General features: G+C 67.2%; 23 protein-coding genes and 1 pseudogene. 15 read left to right on the forward strand and 9 right to left on the reverse strand.

From position 1 onward, the window contains the following. Nucleotides 1–1479: PucR family transcriptional regulator ligand-binding domain-containing protein (locus tag Y706_RS25755; RefSeq protein WP_253906809.1), on the reverse strand; the 1479-nt coding region annotated here is incomplete at its 3' end. 111 nt (nucleotides 1480–1590) lie between these two features. Here Y706_RS25755 and Y706_RS0115525 point away from each other — a divergent pair. Both Y706_RS0115525 and Y706_RS0115530 read left to right on the forward strand, forming a co-directional pair. Further along, entirely contained in the window at nucleotides 1591–3129 is a 1539-nt protein-coding gene (locus Y706_RS0115525) for an amino acid permease (protein ID WP_028277323.1), read from the forward strand. Beyond that, nucleotides 3126–4823 (forward strand): flavin monoamine oxidase family protein, encoded by a 1698-nt coding sequence (locus Y706_RS0115530; RefSeq protein WP_028277324.1) that lies wholly within the window; start codon nucleotides 3126–3128, stop codon nucleotides 4821–4823. The genes Y706_RS0115525 and Y706_RS0115530 overlap by 4 nt, the downstream gene beginning before the upstream one ends. A gap of 29 nt (nucleotides 4824–4852) precedes the next feature. On the opposite strand, the gene Y706_RS0115535 is transcribed toward Y706_RS0115530, so the two are convergent. Genes Y706_RS0115535 through purU form a run of 3 tightly spaced genes read right to left on the reverse strand, consistent with a single transcriptional unit; the run spans nucleotide 4853 to nucleotide 6731 of the window. Beyond that, a complete protein-coding gene (locus tag Y706_RS0115535) occupies nucleotides 4853–5374 on the reverse strand; it encodes a gamma carbonic anhydrase family protein (RefSeq protein WP_028277325.1) in 522 nt (173 codons plus the stop codon). Nucleotides 5375–5405: 31 nt separating this feature from the next. Next, complete coding sequence (locus Y706_RS0115540) at nucleotides 5406–5849, reverse strand: class I SAM-dependent methyltransferase (protein ID WP_028277326.1); 444 nt, start codon at nucleotides 5847–5849, stop codon at nucleotides 5406–5408. 21 nt (nucleotides 5850–5870) lie between these two features. Continuing rightward, nucleotides 5871–6731, reverse strand: coding sequence for a formyltetrahydrofolate deformylase (gene purU / locus Y706_RS0115545; RefSeq protein ID WP_028277327.1), 861 nt, complete (start codon nucleotides 6729–6731; stop codon nucleotides 5871–5873). Between the two features lie 313 nt (nucleotides 6732–7044). Between purU and glyA the strand changes: the two genes are divergently transcribed. The 11 genes from glyA (at nucleotide 7045) to Y706_RS0115600 (ending at nucleotide 16921) form a co-directional block, all read left to right on the forward strand. Further along, nucleotides 7045–8343 (forward strand): serine hydroxymethyltransferase, encoded by a 1299-nt coding sequence (glyA, locus tag Y706_RS0115550; protein WP_028277328.1) that lies wholly within the window; start codon nucleotides 7045–7047, stop codon nucleotides 8341–8343. Between the two features lie 3 nt (nucleotides 8344–8346). Continuing rightward, entirely contained in the window at nucleotides 8347–9297 is a 951-nt protein-coding gene (locus tag Y706_RS0115555; RefSeq protein ID WP_028277329.1) for a bifunctional methylenetetrahydrofolate dehydrogenase/methenyltetrahydrofolate cyclohydrolase, read from the forward strand. A 219-nt stretch (nucleotides 9298–9516) separates the two neighbouring features. Further along, complete coding sequence (locus Y706_RS0115560) at nucleotides 9517–10428, forward strand: ABC transporter ATP-binding protein (RefSeq protein ID WP_028277330.1); 912 nt, start codon at nucleotides 9517–9519, stop codon at nucleotides 10426–10428. A gap of 10 nt (nucleotides 10429–10438) precedes the next feature. Next, entirely contained in the window at nucleotides 10439–11311 is an 873-nt protein-coding gene (locus tag Y706_RS0115565; protein ID WP_028277331.1) for an ABC transporter permease, read from the forward strand. Next, nucleotides 11308–12156 (forward strand): ABC transporter permease, encoded by an 849-nt coding sequence (locus Y706_RS0115570; protein WP_028277332.1) that lies wholly within the window; start codon nucleotides 11308–11310, stop codon nucleotides 12154–12156. Before Y706_RS0115565 ends, Y706_RS0115570 begins: the two co-directional genes overlap by 4 nt. 24 nt (nucleotides 12157–12180) lie before the next feature. Then, complete coding sequence (locus Y706_RS0115575) at nucleotides 12181–12537, forward strand: VOC family protein (protein WP_028277333.1); 357 nt, start codon at nucleotides 12181–12183, stop codon at nucleotides 12535–12537. Nucleotides 12538–12647: 110 nt separating this feature from the next. Beyond that, complete coding sequence (locus Y706_RS0115580; protein ID WP_028277334.1) at nucleotides 12648–13217, forward strand: hypothetical protein; 570 nt, start codon at nucleotides 12648–12650, stop codon at nucleotides 13215–13217. A gap of 10 nt (nucleotides 13218–13227) precedes the next feature. Continuing rightward, on the forward strand, nucleotides 13228–14061 hold the full coding sequence (locus Y706_RS0115585; RefSeq protein WP_028277335.1) for an exodeoxyribonuclease III: 834 nt from the start codon (nucleotides 13228–13230) through the stop codon (nucleotides 14059–14061). A 17-nt stretch (nucleotides 14062–14078) separates the two neighbouring features. Then, nucleotides 14079–15194 (forward strand): tryptophan--tRNA ligase, encoded by a 1116-nt coding sequence (gene trpS / locus Y706_RS0115590; protein ID WP_028277336.1) that lies wholly within the window; start codon nucleotides 14079–14081, stop codon nucleotides 15192–15194. A gap of 4 nt (nucleotides 15195–15198) precedes the next feature. Continuing rightward, the gene (locus tag Y706_RS0115595) at nucleotides 15199–15810 is read left to right on the forward strand and encodes a 2'-5' RNA ligase family protein (protein WP_028277337.1); all 612 of its coding nucleotides are present in this window, start codon (nucleotides 15199–15201) and stop codon (nucleotides 15808–15810) included. After that, nucleotides 15755–16921, forward strand: a complete 1167-nt coding sequence (locus Y706_RS0115600; RefSeq protein ID WP_028277338.1) for a YihY/virulence factor BrkB family protein — start codon at nucleotides 15755–15757, stop codon at nucleotides 16919–16921. Before Y706_RS0115595 ends, Y706_RS0115600 begins: the two co-directional genes overlap by 56 nt. On the opposite strand, the gene Y706_RS0115605 is transcribed toward Y706_RS0115600, so the two are convergent. The 5 genes from Y706_RS0115605 to sdhC form a co-directional block, all read right to left on the reverse strand. Then, nucleotides 16884–17648: an alpha/beta hydrolase family protein gene (locus Y706_RS0115605; protein WP_028277339.1), complete on the reverse strand. Its 765-nt coding sequence runs from the start codon at nucleotides 17646–17648 to the stop codon at nucleotides 16884–16886. The genes Y706_RS0115600 and Y706_RS0115605 overlap by 38 nt on opposite strands. Before the next feature lie 133 nt (nucleotides 17649–17781). Next, nucleotides 17782–18564 (reverse strand): succinate dehydrogenase iron-sulfur subunit, encoded by a 783-nt coding sequence (locus tag Y706_RS0115610; RefSeq protein WP_018774751.1) that lies wholly within the window; start codon nucleotides 18562–18564, stop codon nucleotides 17782–17784. A 1-nt stretch (nucleotide 18565) separates the two neighbouring features. After that, complete coding sequence (sdhA, locus tag Y706_RS0115615; protein WP_028277340.1) at nucleotides 18566–20365, reverse strand: succinate dehydrogenase flavoprotein subunit; 1800 nt, start codon at nucleotides 20363–20365, stop codon at nucleotides 18566–18568. Nucleotides 20366–20542: 177 nt separating this feature from the next. Beyond that, nucleotides 20543–21037 (reverse strand): succinate dehydrogenase hydrophobic membrane anchor subunit, encoded by a 495-nt coding sequence (locus tag Y706_RS0115620; protein ID WP_028277341.1) that lies wholly within the window; start codon nucleotides 21035–21037, stop codon nucleotides 20543–20545. Between the two features lie 3 nt (nucleotides 21038–21040). Beyond that, entirely contained in the window at nucleotides 21041–21421 is a 381-nt protein-coding gene (sdhC, locus tag Y706_RS0115625) for a succinate dehydrogenase, cytochrome b556 subunit (protein ID WP_079553238.1), read from the reverse strand. Between the two features lie 267 nt (nucleotides 21422–21688). Here sdhC and Y706_RS0115630 point away from each other — a divergent pair, with 267 nt between their 5' ends. Beyond that, nucleotides 21689–22822, forward strand: a complete 1134-nt coding sequence (locus Y706_RS0115630; protein WP_026537818.1) for a mannose-1-phosphate guanylyltransferase — start codon at nucleotides 21689–21691, stop codon at nucleotides 22820–22822. A 97-nt stretch (nucleotides 22823–22919) separates the two neighbouring features. After that, nucleotides 22920–23085 (forward strand): annotated as a pseudogene (locus Y706_RS28895) (amidohydrolase); the annotation flags it as partial.

The raw sequence follows: 23085 nt of genomic DNA on the forward strand, positions 1-23085 counted from the left end.
CAGGGGCGCCAGCAGATGGCCCGCCAGCAGGGTGCCGGCAGCCGGTCCCAGCAGGCCGGCCACCGACCACGTCACGTCGTCCGCCCGGACGCTCCGGCGGCTCGTGAGAACGCGGTTGCGCAGTGAAGCGGCGTGCCGGTAGGCCGCCGGCAGGTTCGCGAAATCGGTGCCGCTGCCGATCACGAGGCGCCAGCCGAGCCGCTCCACTTCGGCGAGCAGGGCGTCGTCGACCTTTAGCCGGGTGATGGCGGCAAAGCCGTACTCGGTGAGCTCCACCAGCTTGGTGTCGAACAGCCGCCGCCACTCCAGCAGCGCCCGCACCGGAGCCTCGCCCGGTCCGCCCGGGGTCCGGGCGCTGTCCGGGGTCCGGGCGCTGTCCGGGGCTGCGTCAATCCGGAGACCCTGCACGACCCGTAGCTGGCCGGACCGGGTGGAGGAGATGCTTTGGGCCAGCAGGTCCTTGAACCCGTTGACATGCCGTGCGGATCCTGAGGCCACGCTCTCCGGGTGCAGCAGCAGCGCCGTAGCCAGCTGGCTCGGGGCCAGGGAGCCACTGATGCGCTGGCGGACCAGCAGTTCCAGCAGCCCGACCGCGGTGGATACAACGCTGTTCTGGGCCGGGGTCAGCGGGGCGTCCGTGCCGAGGATGAGCGCGCCGAGGTTGGCGTCCCGGGTGCTGCGCAGCGGATACCCGAAGACCAGGGACGAGCCCACGGCGTCGAACGAATCCATCTCCACCCGCGGACCACTGCCGGCGAGCAGCCTGGCCAGCAGTGGCTGCAGGTCGGCGGAGTCAACTCCCGGCACGGTGCCGGCAGCGGCGCCGGCGCCCTGCGGGCCGGGGGAGGGGCCCGAACCGCGGGCGCGCACCCGCCCGTCGGCGCCGACCAGCACGGCCCAAACCGGGACGCGCTGGACCAGGGCCGCGAGGAGTTCGTGCTCGGGGCGCGCGGACAAGACCGCGCGCATGAGCTGCCGGCTGGTGTCGGCCAGCTGGCGGAAGGTCTTGGCGTTGTCCGACTCGAGGAGCCGGGAGAATTCCAGTCCCAGCGCGGCGAACGGGAGGCTCTCCGGGATGGCGACCAGGGTCAGGTTGTGCTGCCGGCAGGCCCGCACCACGGCCTCGGGCACGGCGTCGAAATACGGCTCCAGGCCAAAGCCCAGGGCGCCCACGCGGGCCTGGACCAGGCGCCGCACGTAAGCGTCCACCGCCTCCTCGCTGCCGCCCCCGCCCACGAACGGCAGGCCGGCCGTGAGCAGGAACTCGCCGTCGAGCAGGTAGGGGGTGGGGTCTTCCAGTTCGCTGGGCTCCACCCAGCGCAGGCGCTCCTGGCCGTTGCCGCCGTCGTGCACGACGGCCAGTGCCGGCAACTGGCCCAGGAACTGCGCCAGCGTGACGAAGCCGAGCCGCTCCGGGTCCTCAGCAGCCACGGCCGCGGCCCCCGTGCCGGCCGCCCGGCCGGCGGAGTCCAAGTGCATTAAGTCTCATGGGGGAAGACTACAGGTCATTTTGCACAACCTTGAGAGGTGGCTCACACGCCTAGGGTTGGTTCGGGAAACCGACCACTACTGAAGATAAGGACGTCAACGATGACTGTGCCAACTCTGATCGGTGAACGCCCGCCGGCGGCAGCCGGCCGTCCCGGGCTCACCGCCCAGCTCCTGCGCCGCAAGCCGATCGGCCAACTGGTCCGCGAGGCCGAGACCGGACACGGCGGCACGCGGCTGGTCCGCAGCTTCGGTGTCCTGCAGCTGACCATGATCAGCGTCGGGGCCACCTTGGGCACCGGCATCCTGGTCATCCTGGGCCAGTCGGTGCCGCTCGCCGGCCCGGCCATCTGGATCTCCTTCGCCATCGCCGGCTTCGCCGCCCTGCTCTCCGCCGTCTCCTACGCGGAGATGGCCGGCCTGGTCCCTGCCGCCGGTTCCAGCTACTCCTACACCTATGCCACCATGGGCGAGGGCATGGCCTGGATCTGCGGCTGGTGCCTGGTGCTCGAATACGCCGTCTCGGTGGCGGCCGTCGCGGTCGGTGCGGGCCAGTACGTCAACGAGGCCCTGGCGGTCTTCGGCCTGGAACTCCCGGACGCCATCTCGCAACCGCCGGGAGCCGGCGGCGTGCTGAACGTGCCCGCAATCGTGATTGTCGCCCTGGCCACCGTGCTGTTGGTCCGCGGCGCCAAGGAGAGCGCCTGGATCAACACGGCGATCGTCCTGGTCAAAGTCGGCATCCTGCTGTTCTTCTGCGCCGTGGCCTTCACCGCCTTCAACGGCGGACACTTCGAACCCCTCATGCCGATGGGCGCCGCCGGCGTCTCGGCCGCAGCCTCCCGGGTCTTCTTCTCCTACATCGGCTTCGATGCAGCCTCCACGGCCGGCGAGGAGGCCCGGAATCCCAAGCGCGACCTCCCGCGGGCCATCCTGCTCTCCATGCTGATCGTCACCAGCATCTATGTGCTTGTGGCCGTCGCCGCCATCGGCGCGCGCCCCTGGGGCTGGTTCGACGGTACCGAGGCGGCCCTCGTGAAGATCCTTGAGGAAATCACCGGCCAGCCCTGGGTTGGCGTGGTGTTCGCCGTCGGCGCCGTGCTCGCCATCGCCAGCATCGTGCTGACCGTGCTGTACGGGCAGACCCGGATCCTGCTTTCGATGTCGCGCGACGGCCTGGTGCCCAAGGTCTTCGGCCGGATCTCGGCCCGGACCGGCACGCCGGCTGCCGGAACCCTGATCGTGGGCACCGCCGTCGCACTGACCGCCGGCCTGGTGCCGCTCGGTGCCCTCGCGGACGCGACCAGCATCGGTACCCTGTTCGCCTTCGCCCTGGTCAACGTGGCAGTCATTTACCTGCGGCGGACCCGGCCCGAACTCACGCGCAGCTTCCGCGTCCCGCTCTTTCCGCTGACACCGGTTCTCGGCGCCCTCATGTGCGCCTACCTCATGGCCAACCTCGGCGCCGAGACCTGGGCGGTGTTCGGTGCCTGGATGCTCGTTGGCTGTGCCGCCTACTTCGGCTACGGCCGGAAGAACTCCAGGGTGGCTGCGCTGAGCCACGAGGACTACCTTGACCTATCAAGCCGCCACCCTGACAACACCACCACACACCAGGAACTGAAGGCAGAGATCTCATGACCATCGCCACCGAACTTCCGGCTCCCGAACCCGCTGCTGAAGCGGGCGCGGCGCCCATCACCATGCTGAATCCGGACTTCCCGTTCAGCTACGACCACTACCTCGCCCACCCGGAGGGCCTGGGATCGGTGCCGCCCGAGCTTTACGGGACCGAAGTCGCAGTCGTCGGTGCCGGACTGTCCGGACTGGTGACCGCGTATGAGCTCATGAAGCTGGGCCTGCGGCCGGTGGTCTACGAGGCCGACAGGATCGGCGGCCGGCTGCGGACCGCCAGTTTCCCGTCCGCGCCTGGGATCGTGGCAGACCTCGGCGGAATGCGTTTCCCGGAATCCGGCAGGGCCTTCTACCACTACGTGGACCTGCTCGGGCTGCAGACCCGGGCCTTCCCCAATCCACTGGCGCCGGCGACCTCCAGCACGGTGATCGAGCTTGCGGGCCAGAAATACTATGCCGAGACCGCGGCAGACCTGCCGCCGTTCTTCCGTGAGGTGGCGGACGCGTGGAAGGCCGCCGCGAACGACGGCGCCGGGTTCGCCGAGATGCAGGACGCCATCCGCGCCCGGGACACAGCCCGGATCAAGGAACTCTGGAACGCGCTGCTCCCGCAGCTGGACGAGCAGACGTTCTACGGCTTCATCGCCGGCAGCGACTCCTTCAAGGAAGCCGGATTCGCCCACCGCGAGGCCTTCGGGCAGGTGGGATTCGGCACCGGCGGCTGGGACACCGACTTCCCCAACTCGATCCTCGAAATCCTTCGCGTGGTCTACACCGACGCCGATGACCGGCACCGGCTCATCGACGGCGGCGCGCAGCGGCTCCCCGAGGCACTGTGGGAGCACACGCCGTCGGGCATGGCCCACTGGCCGGACGGCACCTCGCTGGCGTCGCTGCACGCAGGCGCGCCGCGCGGCGCCGTGGACCGCATCGCCCGGGACGGCGGCGGCGACTTCCGGATCCGGGAACGCTGGGGACGCGAATCCGCCTACCCGGCGGTGGTGACAACCTGCCAGTCATGGCTGCTCTCGACCCGGATCCACACGGACGAGGCCCTGTTCCCCGCCGAACTGTGGACGGCGATCGAACGCTCCCACTACATGCAGTCCTCCAAGACCTTCGTCATGGTGGACCGGCCGTTCTGGAAGGACATCGACCCGGCCACCGGCCGCGAGGTCCTGTCCATGACGCTGACCGACCGGCTGAACCGTGCCACCTACCTGCTGGACAACGGCCCGGACCAGCCGGCCGTGATCCTGCTGTCCTACACCTGGAACGACGACGCGCTGAAGTGGCTCTCGCTCACCGCGGAGGAACGGGCGGAGCTCATGTTGCACTCGCTGGAGCAGATCTACCCCGGGGTGGACATCGCCAGCCACATCGTGGGCCAGCCCATCACCGTCTCGTGGGAGGCCGACCCCAACTTCATGGGCGCCTTCAAGGCCAACCTGCCGGGACACTACCGCTACCAGCAGCGGCTCTTCACGCACTTCAAGCAGGACGGGCTGCCGGCCGAACAGCGCGGGATCTTCCTCGCCGGCGACGACGTCTCCTTCACCGCCGGCTGGGCCGAGGGAGCCGTCACCACCGGGCTAAACGCCGTCTGGGGCGTGGTCAACCACCTCGGTGGCTCCACCCCCGCCGGGAATCCCGGACCGGGCGAGCTGCTCTCCGAGCTCGGGCCGATCGCCCTGGACTGAGCGGGCGGTCGGCCCCGGCGCTGTGCTCCTCAGGCGTTGTGAAGTTCGCGGTGTGCGCGTGCCAGTTCCTGGTAGTGGGCGGCGTTGTGCTGGACACCGGCGAACTCCTCGTCGCTGAGCTCGCGCCGGACCTTGGCCGGAACGCCGGCCACCAGCGAGCGGGGCGGGATGACGGTGCCCTCCAGCACCACGGCACCGGCGGCGATGAGGGACCCGGCGCCGATCACGGCCCCGTTGAGGATGGTGGCGCTCATGCCGATCAGGCAGTCGTCCTCAACGGTGCAGCCGTGGACCACGGCGCTGTGGCCGACGCTGACCCGCGCCCCGACGGTGCAGGGGAAGCCGGGGTCGGCGTGCAGCACCACGTTGTCCTGCAGGTTGCTGCCGGCGCCGACGGTGATGGCGGCGGTATCGGCGCGGACACTGACACCGTAGAAGGCGCTTGAGTTCTCGGCCAGGGTGGCGTTGCCGATCACGGACGCCGTGGGCGCGACGAAGGCGGAGTCATGGACGGCCGGAGTGGTACCGGCGAATGCGTAGAGGGGAGCCATGCCTCCAGCCTAGGACACACCGCCGCCCCCGTCAGGCGGGGGAGCGGAGCACCGTGAAGCCCTCGCCGCCCCAGTCGCCCGAGCTGCGCGGGTCGCCGGCGCCGCGCGGGTCGGGTGCGGGGAGTATGACGGCGATCGGCGCGCCCGGTTCGGCCACCCGCCCGAGTTCGCGGACGACGTCGTCCCACTGTTCCGGGGGCAGGCCCGCAAGGGCGTCCACCGCCCACACCGAGTCAAACGCGGCATCGGCGAACGGCAGGGAGACCGGTCCCGCCACGGAGGCTTCCAGCCCGTGGGATCGGGCGATGTGGATGTTCTCCTCGGACTGGTCGACACCGGTGAAATGGATGCCGGACTGCACAAAGTGCAGCCCGTCGGCGCCCGGGCCGCAATCCAGGCCCAGCACGCCGTGCCGGCCCTCGTTCTTCAACAGCACCACAAACGATTCGAGCCGGTCCCTGCGGGAGGATTCCATAGCTCCAGTTAATGACCGCTTCTAGTTAAAGACAACCGTCCGGTTGCCGTCGAGCAGGACGCGGTGCTCGGCATGCCACTGCACGGCCTGGGCGAGGGTCCGGCCCTCCACGTCGCGGCCCATCTGGACGAACTGCTCCGCGGTGCGCCGGTGGTCCACCCGGATGACTTCCTGCTCGATGATGGGCCCCTCATCCAGGGCCGCCGTGACGTAGTGCGCCGTGGCGCCGATGAGCTTCACGCCGCGGGCATGCGCCTGGTGGTAGGGCTTGGCACCCTTGAAGGAGGGCAGGAACGAGTGGTGGATGTTGATGGCCTTGCCCGTCAGTTCGGTGCAGAGCTCGTCGGAGATGATCTGCATGTACCGGGCCAGGACGGTGAGCTCGATGTCGTGTTCCTTCATCAGGACCCGGAGGGCGTCCTCCGCCTGGATCTTGGTGTCCGGGGTGACCGGGATGTGGTGGAACGGGATACCGTAGAACTCCGCCAAACCCTCGAGGTCGCGGTGGTTGGACACGATGGCCGGAATGTCGATCGGCAGGGTTCCGGAGCGCTGCAGGAATAGCAGGTCGTTCAGGCAGTGGGCAGACGTGCTGGCCATCAGCAGGGTGCGGACCTTCCGGCCGGCCGGGTTGAGGCTCCACTGCATCCCGAAGGCCTGCGCCACAGGTTCCAGCGCCGCCTGCAGCTCCGCCTGGGCCGCCGCCGTCGTCGCCTCCACCCGCATGAAGAAGGTGCCCGTGCCCTGGCTGCCGTACTGCTGGGAATCTGTAATATTGCAGCCCGCCACCAGGAGGGCCCCGGCGACGGCGTGCACGATGCCAGGCCGGTCAGGGCAGGAAAGAGTCAGGATGTAGGAGGCAGTCAGGTTCTCATCAGTCACGAGGAACAGCCTACCTGCGCTTCAAGGGCAGTTTTGAAAGGGTTTTGGTAGTGTTAACCCGTCGCAACTGGCGTTGGATGGCTAACCATCAGGGAGCGGCACTCACGAAGACCACGGATCGTACGCCTGGGCCGAGGGTCATGTCTTACCGGTCGGCAGCATCACCGCTGCCGCACCGTTGCTGGTGCCCGCACGGGGTGCCGGCCGCCGCTGTCGCGGCCCGCTGTTAAGGGGCCCGTAATCAAGGGGCGGCGCAACGGGCCAGCCGGTAGCCTGACCAATAGCCGTACCCGTTGCCAACCAGGAGTTCCTCGTGACTACTACCACCGCCACCTCAGCCGCCGTGAGCAACCAGCCGCTGGCCGAACTCGACCCTGAAATCGCCGCCGTCCTTGCCCAGGAACTTGGCCGCCAGCGCGGCACCCTGGAAATGATCGCTTCCGAGAACTTCGCCCCGCGCGCCGTGATGGAAGCCCAGGGCTCCGTCCTGACCAACAAGTACGCCGAGGGCTACCCGGGACGCCGCTACTACGGCGGGTGTGAATACGTCGACGTCGCCGAGCAGCTCGCGATCGACCGCGTCAAGGACCTGTTCGGCGCCGAATACGCCAACGTGCAGCCGCACTCCGGCGCGCAGGCCAACGCCGCCGCGCTCGCCGCCATGATCACCCCCGGCGACAAAATCCTGGGCCTGTCCCTGGCCCACGGCGGGCACCTCACCCACGGCATGAAGCTGAACTTCTCCGGGAAGCTCTACAACGTCGCCGCCTACCAGGTCGAGGAAGATGACTTCCGCATCGACATGGACAAGCTGCGCGAGCAGGCCATCGCCGAAAAGCCCCAGGTGATCATCGCCGGCTGGTCCGCTTACCCGCGGCACCTCGATTTCGCGGCCTTCCGTTCGATCGCCGACGAGGTCGGCGCCCTGCTCTGGACCGACATGGCGCACTTCGCCGGCCTCGTCGCCGCTGGGCTGCACCCGAGCCCGGTCCCGTACTCCGACGTCGTGACCTCCACCGTGCACAAGACGCTGTCCGGTCCCCGCTCCGGCGTGATTCTGGCCAAGCAGGAGTGGGCCAAGAAGCTTAACTCCGCCGTGTTCCCCGGCCAGCAGGGCGGCCCGCTCATGCACGTGATCGCGGCGAAGGCCGTGGCCTTCAAGATCGCCGGCACCGAGGAATTCAAGGAGCGCCAGGAACGCGTGCTCGAAGGCGCCAAGATCATCGCCGAGCGCCTCGGCCAGGCCGACGTCGCCGGTGCGGGCGTCTCGGTCCTGACCGGCGGCACCGACGTGCACCTGGTCCTGGTGGACCTGCGCAACTCCCAGCTGGACGGCCAGCAGGCCGAGGACCTCCTGCACTCGATCGGCATCACCGTCAACCGCAACGCCGTGCCGTTCGACCCTCGCCCGCCGATGGTCACCTCCGGCCTGCGCATCGGCACACCGGCTCTGGCCACCCGCGGCTTCGGCGCCGAGGAATTCACCGAAGTGGCGGACATCATCGCCACGGCGCTGAAGTCCGGAGCTGCCACGGAGATCGAACCCCTGCAGGCCCGCGTGGACAAGCTCGCCGCCGATTTCCCGCTGTACCCGCAGCACGAGCAGTGGTAGGCCATGACTTCTTCGCACACCGCAAAAACGGCTGAAACTGCACGGATCCTTGACGGCAAGGCCACCGCCGCCGCCATCAAGGCCGAGCTGACCGAGCGCGTGGCCGTGCTCAAGGCCCAGGGCATCACGCCCGGGCTGGGCACCATCCTGGTGGGCTCCGATCCCGGCAGCACCTGGTACGTCGGCGGCAAACACAAGGACTGCGCCGAGGTGGGCATTACCTCCATCCGCCGCGACCTGCCGGAAGAGACCAGCCAGGACGAACTCCTGGCCGTGGTCCGCGAGCTCAACGAGAACCCGGAATGCACCGGCTACATCGTGCAGCTGCCCCTGCCCAAACACATCGACCAGGACGTCATCCTGGAGGCCATGGATCCCGAGAAGGACGCCGACGGCCTGCACCCGATGAACCTGGGCCGGCTCGTGGCCAACGTCAGCGGACCCATGAAATCCCCGCTGCCGTGCACGCCCAAGGGCTGCGTGGAGCTGCTGACCCGGCATGGGATCGACCTGAACGGCAAGCGCGTCCTCGTGGTGGGCCGCGGCGTCACCATCGGCCGTCCCGTGGGTCTGCTGCTGACCCGGAAGGACGTCAATGCCACAGTCATCCTGGCGCACACCGGAACGGTGGACCTGCCGGCAGAACTGCGGCAGGCCGACGTCGTAATTGCCGCCGCCGGGCAGCCGCACATGATCAAGGCCGGGGACCTCAAGCCCGGGGCGATCGTGCTCGACGTCGGTGTCAGCCGGGTCGATGACGGCAGCGGCAAGGCAGTGGTCACCGGAGACGTGGACCCCGCTGCGGCCGACGTCGCCGCCTGGCTCTCGCCGAACCCCGGGGGAGTGGGGCCCATGACCCGCGCCATGCTGCTCGCCAACGTGGTGGAAACCGCGGAACGCCAATGGGCAGAGAAAAACCGCTGGGCAAAGGAACGCCGCCCGGGGCCCGCCTAAGGCTCCCGCGGTGGTTGGGCCGGCTTTCGGCGGGCCCAACCACCGCAGGATTCCGCACGTTCTACCGCCGGCCGGCATAACGGAACGGATACGTCAGGAGTTTTTACGAAAAGACTCTTTCATAGTTTGCGGGGATCCACTACCGTAGTGCGGGTGTCCGAACTTGCCTCTAAAGAATCACGCGCGAGCAGCCCCTCCGACGCCGCTCTCCCATACGTCATCACCGCCGAGAACCTGACCAAACGTTACGGCGACGTCACCGCCGTCGACGGCATCTCCTTCCGCGTTCCCGCCGGGGAAGCGTTCGGCCTGCTGGGCCCCAACGGCGCCGGCAAGTCCACCACGATGAAGATGATCGGCGGGGTCTCGCAGCGCACCTCCGGCAGCCTGAACATCATGGGCCTGGACCCTGAACAGCACGGGCCGGAGGTCCGCGCCCACCTCGGCGTCGTGCCGCAGCAGGACAACCTGGACGAGGAACTGAAAGTCCGGGACAACCTGCTGGTCTACGGCCGCTATTTCGGCCTGCCCATGAGCTACCTCAAGCCCAAGGCCGACGAGCTGCTGGAATTCGCCCAGCTCACCGACAAGGCCAACTCCAAGGTCGATGCCCTCTCCGGCGGCATGAAGCGGCGCCTGACAATCGCCCGCTCGCTCATCAACGAGCCCCGGATCCTGCTGCTGGACGAGCCGACGACCGGCCTTGACCCGCAGGCCCGGCACATCCTCTGGGACCGGCTGTTCCGGCTCAAGGAACAGGGCGTCACCCTGATCCTCACCACGCACTACATGGACGAGGCCGAGCAGCTGTGCGACCGGCTGATTGTGGTGGACAAGGGCAGGATCATGGCCGAGGGATCGCCGGCCAGCCTGATCCGCGAATACTCCACCCGGGAGGTCCTGGAGCTGCGCTTCGGCTCGGAACGCAACGCGAGCGTCGGCGCGGAGCTCGGCGGCATCGGCGAACGGGTGGAAACCCTGCCGGACCGGGTGCTCATCTACGCCCACGACGGCGAGGCCGCCCTGGAGCAGGTCACCGCCCGCGGCCTGCGTCCGGTCACCTCACTGGTCCGCCGCTCCTCACTCGAAGACGTCTTCCTGCGCCTGACCGGCAGGAGCCTCGTTGACTAAGAAAGAGCAGCTGGCTAAGCCAATTCAGGCAGCGGGCACGACGGCGGGCACCGCAGCGGCGGCCCTGCGCGCGCACTCGCCGGAAGTATCGGCCGCCCGTGCCCGCCGCTGGGGCGCGTTCTACTACGCCGAACAGGTCCTGCGGGTCATGAAGGGCTACGGCTGGACCATCGTGATGTACGGCGTGGGACAGCCGGTGGCCTACCTGTTCGCGATGGGCGTTGGCCTGGCCACCCTGGTCGAGTCCAACGGCGCCGGCGTCTTCGGCGGGGTCAGCTACCTGACGTTCATCGCGCCGGCCCTGCTGATCTCGGCCGCCGTCATGACGGCCGCCAACGAGTTCACCTTCCCCGTGATGGACGGCTTCAAGTGGCGGCGCGTCTACTACGGCCCGCACGCCTCACCGCTGACTCCCGAGCAGATCGCCGGCGGCCAGATCATCGCCGTGACGGTGCGCTTCCTGCTGCAGTCGGCCATCTACTTCGCCGTCGTCGCGCTCTTCGGCGCCGCGCCAGGCGCCTGGGGCTGGGTTTCGATCCTCATCGCCACGCTCGCCGGCCTGTCCTTCGGCCTGCCGCTCATGGCCTACGCGGCCACCATCCAGCACGACAAGGGCCAGTTCGCCATGGTTATGCGGTTCATCGTCATGCCGTTGTTCCTGTTCTCCGGCACGTTCTTCCCGCTGGACACGCTCCCGCTCGCGGTCCGCTGGATCGGCTGGATCTCACCGATCTGGCACGGAACCGAGCTTGGCCGCGTGGTCAGCTACGGGTACGAGGAAGAGCCGTGGCTCACCGTCGTCCACGTCCTCTTCCTGCTGGGCCTGGCGGCTGCCGGCTGGATCCTGACCAAACGCCAGTTCGCCAAAAGGATGGCCTCATGAGCGTCCTGACCGGAAGTTTCAACACGGGGGACCACAGCGTCACCGAAGCCGCGCGCCGGCGCCGCTTCGGGCCCATCTACTCCCGCAATGTCCGCGCCGTCGTCGCCCGCGGGCTCATGGCCACCAAGAGCAGCAACTGGATGGTCATGGTCTCCGGGTTCTTCGAACCCGTGCTGTACCTGATCTCCATGGGCGTGGGCCTGGGCGCCATTGTCGGGTCTGTCCAGGGCCCGGGCGGGCAGGAAATCAGCTACGCCGCGTACATCGCGCCGGCGCTGCTGGCCGTGTCCGCCATGAACGGCGCCGTCTACGACTCCACGTGGAACGTCTTCTTCAAGATGAACTTCGCCAAGCTGTACCAGGGCATGCTCTACACCTCGCTGGGGCCGCTGGATGTCGCCATGGGCGAAATCTTCCTCGCCCTGCTGCGCGGGGCCATGTACGCCACCGGCTTCACAGCCGTCATGGGCCTGATGGGCCTCATCACCACGCCGTGGGCCATCCTGATGATCCCGGCCGCGGTGCTGATCGCCTTCGGCTTCGCGAGCTTCGGCATGGGGATCACGAGCTACATGAAGACATTCCAGCAAATGGACTGGATCAACTTCGTCATGCTGCCGATGTTCCTCTTCAGTGCCACGTTCTACCCGCTCAGCGTCTACCCGCAGTCCATCCAGTGGCTGATCCAGGCCATGCCGCTGTGGCACGGCGTGGAACTGCTGCGCCAGATCAGCGTGGGGGTGTTCACCCCGGCCACCGCCGTGCACATCGGCTACTACCTCGTCATGATCGCCCTCGGCGTCCTGCTCACCACGAGCCGGCTGCGCAAACTGTTCCTCAAGTAGCCGTCCTTCCAAAAAGGAGAACCCATGATCGGCAAATGGCAGGCCCTCGTCATCGACTGCGAGGACCCGGACAAGCTCGCCGGTTTCTACCAGGAGCTGCTGGGGATGATCCGGGTGCAGGAGGACGAGGAATGGATTTCGATCGGCGACGCCGCCGACCGTCCCGCCGTCGCCTTCCAGCGGTTGGAACGGCTGGTCCGCCCGCAGTGGCCCGACGCCGAGCACCCGCAGCAGATGCACGTGGACGTGATTGTCGGGGACCTCGACGCCGCCGAAGCCGAGGTGCTCCGGCTCGGCGCCACCAGCCTCGACGCCGGTACGGAAACCTTCCGGGTCTACACGGACCCCAGCGGCCACCCGTTCTGCCTGGTCCTGACTTAAGTGCTTGTCCTGACCTAAACGCCCGTCCTGACCTAGGCCGGGCGCCGGGGCGGCGTTCGCCCGGGGTGGAAGCGCAACGGGCGGCCGGCCCCGTTTGCGATAATGGGCTCATGCAATCTCTGGGTAGCTCCTCGTCCACGTCCAACGACACCACGGCCCGCGGCCGGTTCTCCATGTTCCGCATCAGCGGGCCGGGGCTGCTGGTCTTCATCATCGCGTTCGTGGTGGCCGTGATCTTCGCGGCCAACCAGAACGACGTCGTGGGCTGGATCGTGGCGATCATCGCCGGCTTCTGGCTGGCGCTGGCCTCCTTCGTCGTGTTCAGCATCCAGAAGGCCGCCAAGAAGGCCGGGGCCAGGCTGAACGAGGCCCAGAACGCGTTCAACGCCGCAGCCGGGCGGCCGCCGGCGGCGGGCAGCGCTGACCACGGCGGTACCCGTGTGGTGAGCGAAAGCCGCGCAGCGGACAGCGTCCGCGACATGAAGCTGGACCATTCGTTCAAGATTGTCCAGGTCCAGGTCCGGGTGGTCGAGCAGGAGCGGGCGAAGGGCGAGGCTGCGGACCGCGACACGATCAGCCGTGCCTTGGAGACCATCGAGATCACCGCCGCCAACGCGCGGGACATGATCAAATCCTCGGGCGGCGATGACGCTCCCGTCAGCGGAACCATCATCGACTAGAGTGGATCGGGTGAGCTCGGCATTGAAGAAGGACCACCTTCGCATCGCGTCAGTCAACGTCAACGGCCTTCGTGCCGCCTACAAGAAGGGCATGGCGGAGTGGCTTGAGCCGCGCGATGTGGACATCCTGTGCCTCCAGGAGGTCCGCGCGCCGGACGCGATCGTCGAGGAACTGCTCGGCGAAGGCTGGTACATTCTCCACGCCGAGGCCGAGGCCAAGGGCCGGGCCGGCGTTGCCATTGCCTCCCGGGAAGAGCCCCTGGCTACCCGGGTGGGGATCGGCGATGACTTCTTCGCCACGGCCGGACGCTGGGTCGAGGCGGACTACATCGTGCGGGACGCGGACGGGCAAGCCTCACAGCTGACCGTCGCGAGCGCCTACGTGCACTCGGGCGAGGCCGGCACCCCCAAACAGGACGACAAATTCCGTTTCCTCGACGTCATGGTCCAGCGGCTGCCCGAACTCGCCAAACACAGTGACCACGCGCTGGTGGTGGGCGACCTCAACGTCGGCCACACGGAGCTGGACATCAGGAACTGGAAGGGCAACGTCAAACGTGCCGGCTTCCTGCCGGAAGAGCGGGCCTACTTTGACCGCTTCTTCGGCGAGGAAATCGGCTGGAAGGATGTTCACAGGGGCCTGGCGGGTAACGTCGACGGCCCCTACACTTGGTGGTCGCAACGGGGCCAGGCCTTCGACAACGACACCGGCTGGCGCATCGATTACCACATGGCCACGCCCGCTCTCGCTGCTGCCGCAGTGTCAGCCGTTGTTGACCGGGCAGCGTCCTGGGACACACGCTTCTCCGACCACGCCCCGCTGGTAGTGGACTACCGGCTCTAGTCTTAAGGCTTCCACGAATGACCACCACTTCAACTGCGACCACAGTGACCCAGGCCGGCATCGCCCCCGACGCTCAGGCTGCCACCGCGAAGGACGCCCCTGCGGCCACCGCGGCCCGGCACCGCATCCTCTCCGGCATGCAGCCCTCCGCCGACTCTCTGCACCTGGGCAACTACCTCGGCGCCCTCGTGAACTGGGTCCGGATGCAGGACGAGTACGACGCCGTCTTCTTCATCCCTGACCTGCACGCGATCACCGTTCCGCAGGATCCTGCCGAGCTGGCGCACCGCACCCGGGTCACGGCCGCGCAGTACATTGCCGGCGGCGTCGACGTCGACAAGTGCACGCTCTTCGTCCAGTCCCAGGTGCCCGAGCACGCCCAGCTGGCGTGGGTCCTGAACTGCATCACGGGCTTCGGCGAGGCGTCCCGGATGACCCAGTTCAAGGACAAGGCGCACAAACAGGGATCAGAGCACGCCAGCGTCGGGCTGTTCACCTACCCCATCCTGCAGGCAGCGGACATCCTGCTGTACCAGCCGCACGGCGTCCCCGTCGGCGAGGACCAGCGCCAGCACGTGGAGCTCAGCCGTGACCTGGCCCAGCGGTTCAACTCCCGGTTCGGCGACACGTTCACGGTGCCGGAGCCCTTCATCCAGAAGGACTCCGCGAAGATTTACGATCTGCAGCACCCCACCGCCAAGATGTCCAAGTCTGCGGAGTCGCCGGCAGGTCTGATCAACCTGCTGGACGAGCCCAAGGTCACGGCAAAGCGGATCAAGTCCGCCGTGACGGACACCGAGACCGAAATCCGGTTCGACCGGGAGGCGAAGCCGGGCGTGTCCAACCTGCTGACCATCTACTCCTCGATCACCGGGCAAAGCGTCGACGCCCTCGTCACCGCCTATGAGGGAAAGATGTACGGCCACCTGAAGGCGGACCTCGCCGAGGTGGTCACGGAGCACCTGACCCCGATCCGGAACCGGGCCAAGGAGCTGCTGGACGATCCCGCGGAGCTCGACCGGCTGCTGGGCCTCGGCGCGGACAAGGCCCGGGAGATTGCCTCGCTCACCCTGCGCGACGTCTACGCCAAGGTGGGTTTCCTGCCCTACGCCGGCGCCCAGGGAGTCCGTTAGGTCAATGTCCTCCGTCAGCAAAGTCACCGCGAAAGCCGCCACGTCGAACGGACAGCGCAGCGAAGGCATCAGCATCGGTGTGATCCTGAGGTTCCCGGCGGACATCGCTGAGGAGCTCCAGCGCTGGCGGGCATCCTTCGGGGATCCCATGGCCACCGTCGTCCCTGCCCACATCACGCTGGTCACCACCACTATGACGAAGGACTGGGCCGCGACCCAGCGCCATGTCCGGGACGTGGCACGGCGGCAGGAGCCCTTCACTGTGACCATCGCAGGGACCGGGTCTTTCCGGCCTGTGTCCCCGGTCGTCTTCCTGAACGTAGAGGACGGCTTCGGGGACTGCGTGAACCTGCACCGCCAGCTGCAGTCCGGCCCGCTGGAGCGGGAACTGCCGTTCGGCTACCACCCGCACGTTACCGTGGCCCACGATGTCGCCCCGGAAAGCCTCGACGAGGCCGAAGCGGTCCTGAAGGATTACAGGGCCACGTTTCCGGTCGCTAGCATGGGACTTTACGAGCACGATGACAACGGCATCTGGCAGCTACGGGAAGAGCTTGATTTTGGGACCAAACCTGACCACGACAGAGGCCCGGACGGCACCGCAGGCGCCCGATAAGCCGCCGCTCCCCACCGATCTGGCCGGGCTGAAACTGGAAGTCATCCGCAAGAGGGTCGAATGGGGCAGGGTCCGGCGCTCCGGCGGCGGGACGATCGCGTCCCTGATGGCGATGATGAACTGGCTCCTGGCCCGGCTGAACATGCTGCTGCCACTGCGCGCATACTCGCATTACCTCCGTCAGCGTGGCCCGCTGTTGAGTGCGGGCATCGGCTTCCGGATGTTTTTCTCCATCACGGGCCTGTTGGCCACTGGCTTGTCCTTGGCCGGCCTCGTGCTCAGCGACCATCCGGCCCTGCTGGACCAGGTCATCAGGAGTGTGGCCGCCGCCGCGCCCGGGCTCCTGAAGGTGGACGGCAGCGAGGGGCTGGTTGACCCCTATGAGCTGCTGAACCCCACCAGCCTGGGTTGGGCCGCCGGGATCGCCGCCGTGGTGACGGTGTTCACGTCCCTGGGCTGGATCAGCGGCATTCGCGACGGTATGCGGAGCATGATGCAGCTCGGCCCCCTGGTGATGAATCCGATCCTGCAGATACTCAAGGACGTCGGCACGCTGCTGCTGATGGGGCTGGCCCTGGTAGTCAGCTCCGCGGCCTCGCTGATCTTTGGCACGGCCGCCGGATGGGTTACCGGGCAGCTGGGCCTCGAACCGATAGTTGCCGGGCCCCTGACGACCTCCGTCACGATCCTCGTCCCGCTGCTGCTCGGCTGGGGCACCGCCCTGATCATGTACCGGGTGGCCGCGGGGCTGAAGCCGGCCCGGCGCTCCCTGCTGGAAGGGACCACCCTCGCCGCGGTGGGCACCACAATTTTGCAGATCTTCAGCACCCAGTTGCTGGCCAGCGCGGGCAAGAACCCCATCCTGGCGCCCTTCGCCATCATCATCGGCCTGCTGATTTGGTTCAACCTGGTCAGCCAGGTCTACGTGATCTGTGCCGCGTGGGTGGCGATCCGGGAGGAGGACCTCAAGGCCGGGCCCGCCGCCGCGACCACGGGCTGGGGTGCCCGGCGCGTCCAGCCGGGCAAGACGCCGGTAGAGCCCCGGGGCCGCCGCGGGCCGCTGGCCGCCGCGTTCAGGCGTCGAGGTACTGGTCGGCCCACGCCGAAATAATCTTCGCCGCACGGGCGGCCTGGCCTTTGCCGGTCAGGAGATGGTCGCTGCCCTCCAGCGAGACGAAGCTGCGTGGGTGGCGTGCCGTCTGGAAGATGGTGCTGGCGTTTTCGATCCCGACCGTATTGTCGGTGGGGGAGTGCAGCACCATGAGCGGCTTGTGCAGCTGCCGGATGCAGTCCGTCAGGTCCGCGTTTTCGAGATCCTCGACGAAGTGCCGGCGGATCTCCACCCGCTTGCCGCCGAGGTCCACCTCGGCGCTTCCCTCGCTCAGGATACGGTCCAGGGCCGCGTCAAAGACGTGGGCCACGTGCTTGGGGGAGAAGGGGGCACCCACGGTGGCCACGGCCCTCAGCTCCGGGATCTGCCGTGCGGCGGACAGGACGGCCGCGCCGCCAAACGAGTGGCCCACCAGCAGGGAAACCCGCCGGTCCGAGTCCCGCATGAATTCGGCGGCCTTGACAGTGTCCGCCACCTTGTGGCTGAAGGACCCCTCTGACCACATTCCCGCGGACTCGCCGAGGCCCAGGTTGTCGAACCGGAGCATGCCCACGCCGTTGTCCGCCAGGGCCTTGCACATCCGGGACGCCGAGGGGCTGTCCTTGCCCAGGGTGAAGCCGTGCGAGAACACGCCCCAGCCCTTGACCGGGCCCTCCGGCAGGTCCAGCACGCCGGAGAGAAGTTCGCCGGTGGAGCCTTGGAACGAGACTTTTTCTGAGTGGGACACGGTGTCCCCTTTCGTGTGTGGGCGAATCTTTGAGGGCGGAAACGACGGCGGCGCCCCCACCTAAAAGGTGAGAGGCGCCGTCGTCGATTATTACTGAAGGTGAAGCCGGTCATGCGGGCCGGTGGACCGGTCCTTAGATCTTGCGGGAAAGGATGGCCTGCTTGACCTCAGCGATTGCCTGCGTGACCTGGATGCCGCGGGGGCATGCCTCGGTGCAGTTGAAGGTGGTGCGGCAGCGCCACACACCTTCCTTGTCGTTGAGGATCTCCAGGCGCATGTCGCCGGCGTCATCGCGGGAATCGAAGATGAAGCGGTGCGCGTTGACGATCGCCGCCGGGCCGAAGTACTGCCCGTCGGTCCAGAACACCGGGCAGGACGAGGTGCACGCGGCGCAAAGGATGCACTTGGTGGTGTCATCGAACCGCTCACGGTCCTCGGCGGACTGAAGGCGTTCCTTGGTGGGCTCGTGGCCACGGTTGATCAGGAAGGGCATGACTTCGCGGAACGACTGGAAGAACGGCTCCATGTCCACGATCAGGTCCTTCTCCACCGGCAGGCCCTTGATGGGCTCGACCGTGATGGGCTTGGACGTGTCCAGGTCCTTCAGCAGGGTCTTGCAAGCGAGGCGGTTGCGGCCGTTGATGCGCATGGCATCGGAGCCGCAGACGCCGTGGGCGCAGGAACGGCGGAAGGAGACGCTGCCGTCCATCTCCCACTTGATCTTGTGCAGGGCGTCCAGGACACGGTCGGTGCCGTACATGGTGACCTTGAAGTCATCCCACGTGGCGTCCTCGGAGACCTCGGGGTTGTAGCGGCGCACGCGCAGGGTGACGTCGAAGGACGGGATTTCCCCGCCCCCGCCGACGCCGGCGGGCAGTTCGATCTTGGATGCTGGCTCAGCGAGTTCAGCGCTCATCTTAGTACTTCCTCACCATCGGCTCGTAGCGCGTAAAGACCACCGGTTTGGTGGCAAGCCGGATGCCGGCAATCGACTCGGCGGAACCGTCCGCCGGGGCGTGGTCATCCTTGTACGCCATAGAGTGCTTCATGAATTTTTCGTCGTCGCGCTCGGGGAAGTCCTCGCGGAAGTGGCCGCCGCGGGATTCCTCGCGGTGCAGGGCCGCCACGGTCATGACCTTGGCGAGCTCGAGCAGGAAGCCCAGCTCCACGGCCTCGAGCAGGTCCAGGTTGAAGCGCTTGCCCTTGTCCTGGACGCTGATGCGCTGGTACCGCTCCTCGAAGGAGGCAATGTCCTTCAGGACCTGGTTCAGCGTGTCGGCGGTGCGGAACACCTGCATGTTGGCGTCCATGGTGTCCTGCAGTTCCTTGCGGATCGCAGCGACCTTCTCGGTGCCGTCAGAGGTGCGGACGTGGTCCAGCAGGTTCAGCGTGTAGGCCTCCGGGTCAACGGGGAGCTCCACGAAGTCGGCGGTCTTGGCGTACTCGGCGGCGGCGATGCCGGCGCGCTTGCCGAACACGTTGATGTCCAGCAGCGAGTTGGTGCCCAGGCGGTTGGAGCCGTGGACGGAGACGCAAGCGACCTCGCCGGCGGCGTAGAGGCCCGGGACCACCGTGTCGTTGTCCTGGAGGACTTCGGCGCTGATGTTCGTGGGGATGCCGCCCATGGCGTAGTGCGCCGTCGGGAACACCGGAACCGGTTCCGTGTACGGCTCCACACCCAGGTAGGTGCGGGCGAACTCGGTGATGTCCGGCAGCTTGGCATCGATGTGCGCAGGCTCAAGGTGCGTCAGGTCCAGGAGGACGTAGTCCTTGTTCGGGCCGCAGCCGCGTCCCTCACGGACTTCGTTGGCCATGGAGCGGGCCACGATGTCGCGCGGGGCGAGGTCCTTGATGGTGGGCGCATAGCGCTCCATGAAGCGTTCACCCTCGGAGTTGCGCAGGATCGCGCCTTCGCCACGGGCGGCCTCGGAGAGCAGGATGCCCAGGCCGGCCAGGCCGGTCGGGTGGAACTGGAAGAATTCCATGTCCTCCAGGGGGATGCCCCGGCGGAACGCGATGCCCATGCCGTCACCGGTCAGGGTGTGGGCGTTGGAGGTGGTCTTGAAGACCTTGCCGGCGCCGCCGGAGGCGAACACCACGGACTTGGCCTGGAAGACGTGCAGCTCGCCGGAGGCGAGGTCGTAGGACACGACGCCGGCGACGCGCTTCTGCTTGTACGGCGTGCCGTCCTCGCGGACAGCGTCCTCTTCGACGGTCAGCAGGTCCAGGACGTAGTACTCGTTGTAGAACTCGACGTTGTGCTTGACGCAGTTCTGGTACAGGGTCTGCAGGATCATGTGGCCGGTGCGGTCGGCGGCGTAGCAGGCGCGGCGGACCGGTGCCTTGCCGTGGTCGCGGGTGTGGCCACCGAAGCGGCGCTGGTCAATGCGGCCCTCGGGCGTGCGGTTGAACGGCAGGCCCATCTTTTCCAGGTCCAGGACGGCGTCGATCGCTTCCTTCGCCATGACCTCGGCGGCGTCCTGGTCAACCAGGTAGTCGCCGCCCTTGATGGTGTCGAAGGTGTGCCACTCCCAGTTGTCTTCCTCGACGTTGGCCAGGGCTGCACACATGCCGCCCTGCGCCGCGCCGGTGTGGGACCGCGTGGGGTAGAGCTTGGTCAGTACTGCTGTTCGGGCGCGCTGACCTGATTCGATCGCCGCGCGCATCCCGGCGCCACCGGCACCGACGATCACGACGTCGTACTTATGGACCTGCATACCAGACGCTCTTTCTCTCAAAATTCGCTATAAACCACCGGCAGGCCGCGCCTGCCCGGTGAAGTCTCGTGCAATCTGCGCCTGCGCTCGGCAGGCAAGATCAGTTGCCGTGACGGACCGCGGATTCCTGCCCGTACGGGCTGCTGTCCGCGGCGGTTCCGCCGCTACGGCCGGCCCCTATGGTGCGGGGCAGAAACCGCCGGGAAGCTGGACGCCGTTGGCCACGGGGCACGGATTGAACGTGAAGATGACCAGGGTGCCCAGGATGATGATGACCGTGGTGGCCGCGTAGAGCACAATCTTCAGCCAAAGGCGCGTTGCGTCCTTCTCGGCGTAGTCATTGATGATCGTGCGGACGCCGTTGGTGCCGTGCAGCATGGCGAGCCACAGCATGGCCAGGTCCCAGAACTGCCAGAACGGGTCGGCCCACTTGCCGGCCACAAAGCCGAAGTCGATCGCGTGGATGCCCTCGCCGACCAGCAGGTTCACGGTCAGGTGGCCGAAGATCAGCACCACCAGCACGACGCCGGAGAGGCGCATGAAGAGCCAGGCGAGCATCTCGAAGTTGCCCTTGGAACCGCCAGTGCGGCGGTACTTTGGCTGGATCTTGCCACTACCGGGTTTTCCACTACTGGGTTTTCCGCTGCGCGGACTCTGAATAGTTGCAGTCATGGCTTAGTGACCTCCAAGGGCGAGGGACAGGTGGCGGATGGAGAAGCCGACCATGACGACGACCCAGAGGCCCAGGACCGTCCAGAGCATCTGACGCTGGTACTTGGCACCCTTCTTCCAGAAGTCGACGGCGATGATCCGCAGGCCGTTGAAGGCGTGGAACACGATCGCCGCGACAAGGCCCGTTTCACCCAGGGCCATGAGGGGGTTCTTGTAGGCACCAATCACTGCGGTGTAGGCCTCGGGGGACACACGCACCAATGAGGTGTCCAGCACGTGGACCAACAAGAAGAAGAAAATCACTACACCGGTAATGCGGTGTCCAACCCAGGACCACATGCCTTCACGGCCGCGGTACAAGGTGCCAGCTGGTTTTGTCGGCACTGAATAAACCTCCCTGCAACACAGCGGCGCTGGCATGGGATCCACGCGGGGGGAACGCCTGCTGCGAGAGCACTCGTAAGCTCAAGCCTAAATCTAGGCTTCGCTCACAGCTTATTCAATTTGGGAACTCCTTGTTGACAGGCCCCGGCGCGGTTTTGCGTTTGTTTTGAGACGAACGCCACATTTGGCCGTGGTCGCAGGCGCCGGAAGGGCTCGATCCCGGCCCAATTCGGACCGAATTGGCCGCCGTCGGCTAAAGTAGCCGTGATGACTACAGACAAAGTGACAAGCCAGGATTCACCGCTGGACCGTTTTATTGCGGTCATTCCGGCGGGCGGGGTGGGGACCCGCCTCTGGCCCCTGTCACGGGCAGCGGCCCCGAAATTCCTTCACGACCTCACCGGTTCGGGCAGCACTCTGCTGCGCGCGACCTATGACCGCCTCCAGCCCGTCGCCGGCAAGCACGTGCTGGTGGTGACCGGCTCCGCCCACAGGGCAGCCGTCTGCCGCCAGCTGCCTGAGGTCCTGGAAGCCGACCTCGTCCTGGAGAGCGAACCCAAGGACTCCGGTGCTGCGATCGGACTCGCCGCGGCCATCCTCCACGAGCGGGACCCGGACATCATCATGGGCTCGTTTGCCGCGGACCAGGTCATCAGCCCGGACGACCTCTTCCAGGACGCCGTCCGTGAAGCCGTCTACACCGCGGCCGCGGGGAAGATCGTCACCATCGGCATCAAGCCGACCCATCCCTCCACCGGATTCGGCTACATCCGTTCCGGCGCGAACCTCCACATCCCGGACGCGCCCAGTGCGCAGTCCGTGGTGGAGTTCGTGGAGAAGCCCAGCGAGGAAGTGGCCCAGGAGTACGTCGACAGCGGCGAATATGTCTGGAACGCGGGCATGTTCGTGGCCCCGGTCTCGCTGATGCTCAAGCACCTCGAAGCCAACCAGCCCGAGCTCTTCGCCGGACTCCAGGAGATCGCCAAGGCCTGGGACACTCCGGAGCGCGACGCCGTCACGGCCCGGGTGTGGCCCACGCTGCCCAAGATCGCTATTGACTACGCCGTCGCCGAGCCAGCCGCAGCCGCCGGCGATGTCGCCGTGGTGCCCGGAACGTTCCTCTGGGACGACGTCGGGGACTTCGCCTCCGTGGGCCGGCTCAACAGCGCCAAGGAAGTCGACGAGGTCACGGTCCTGGGCGAGGGCGCACGCGTCTTCACCGAGAACGCGAGCGGCGTGGTGGTCTCCGATACCAAGCGGGTGATCGCCCTGATCGGCATCAAGGACGTCGTGATCGTTGACACCCCGGACGCCCTGCTGGTCACCACCAAGGAACACTCGCAGCGGGTCAAGCAGGCCGTGGATGCCATCAAGGCCAAGGGCGACACCGACGTCCTGTAGCCGGAGGAGAGCGGATCACGGCCTGTGCAATGTTCAGCAATCCGTAACGCGCCGTACCCGATGCCGCTATTCTTTGGCCGCTCGATAGAGTTATTCCGTGCGCAACTATTCGACTGAAGCTGAGCCCACGACTCTCGTGGGGCCGTGGCTGGAGCCCCTCCTGCCGGAGCTGATCGCTTTCCGCCGCGACCTCCATGCGCATCCGGAACTTTCGTTCAAGGAGTTCCGCACCACCGACAAGCTGGCGAAACGGCTCGAGGAAG

The organism is Arthrobacter sp. I3 (assembly GCF_000520575.1).
GTDB lineage: Bacteria > Actinomycetota > Actinomycetes > Actinomycetales > Micrococcaceae > Arthrobacter > Arthrobacter humicola_A.

Coding starts and splice junctions, on each gene's coding strand:
- Y706_RS0115580 (WP_028277334.1), top strand. CDS start 12,648: ATGCAATCTCTGGGTAGCTCCTCGTCCACGTCCAACGACACCACGGCC.
- Y706_RS0115535 (WP_028277325.1), bottom strand. CDS start 5,374: ATGGCTCCCCTCTACGCATTCGCCGGTACCACTCCGGCCGTCCATGAC.
- Y706_RS0115610 (WP_018774751.1), bottom strand. CDS start 18,564: ATGAGCGCTGAACTCGCTGAGCCAGCATCCAAGATCGAACTGCCCGCC.
- Y706_RS0115620 (WP_028277341.1), bottom strand. CDS start 21,037: ATGACTGCAACTATTCAGAGTCCGCGCAGCGGAAAACCCAGTAGTGGA.
- Y706_RS0115630 (WP_026537818.1), top strand. CDS start 21,689: ATGACTACAGACAAAGTGACAAGCCAGGATTCACCGCTGGACCGTTTT.
- Y706_RS0115555 (WP_028277329.1), top strand. CDS start 8,347: ATGACTTCTTCGCACACCGCAAAAACGGCTGAAACTGCACGGATCCTT.
- sdhA (WP_028277340.1), bottom strand. CDS start 20,365: ATGCAGGTCCATAAGTACGACGTCGTGATCGTCGGTGCCGGTGGCGCC.
- Y706_RS0115540 (WP_028277326.1), bottom strand. CDS start 5,849: ATGGAATCCTCCCGCAGGGACCGGCTCGAATCGTTTGTGGTGCTGTTG.
- Y706_RS0115595 (WP_028277337.1), top strand. CDS start 15,199: ATGTCCTCCGTCAGCAAAGTCACCGCGAAAGCCGCCACGTCGAACGGA.
- Y706_RS0115530 (WP_028277324.1), top strand. CDS start 3,126: ATGACCATCGCCACCGAACTTCCGGCTCCCGAACCCGCTGCTGAAGCG.
- Y706_RS0115575 (WP_028277333.1), top strand. CDS start 12,181: ATGATCGGCAAATGGCAGGCCCTCGTCATCGACTGCGAGGACCCGGAC.
- Y706_RS0115525 (WP_028277323.1), top strand. CDS start 1,591: ATGACTGTGCCAACTCTGATCGGTGAACGCCCGCCGGCGGCAGCCGGC.
- Y706_RS0115570 (WP_028277332.1), top strand. CDS start 11,308: ATGAGCGTCCTGACCGGAAGTTTCAACACGGGGGACCACAGCGTCACC.
- trpS (WP_028277336.1), top strand. CDS start 14,079: ATGACCACCACTTCAACTGCGACCACAGTGACCCAGGCCGGCATCGCC.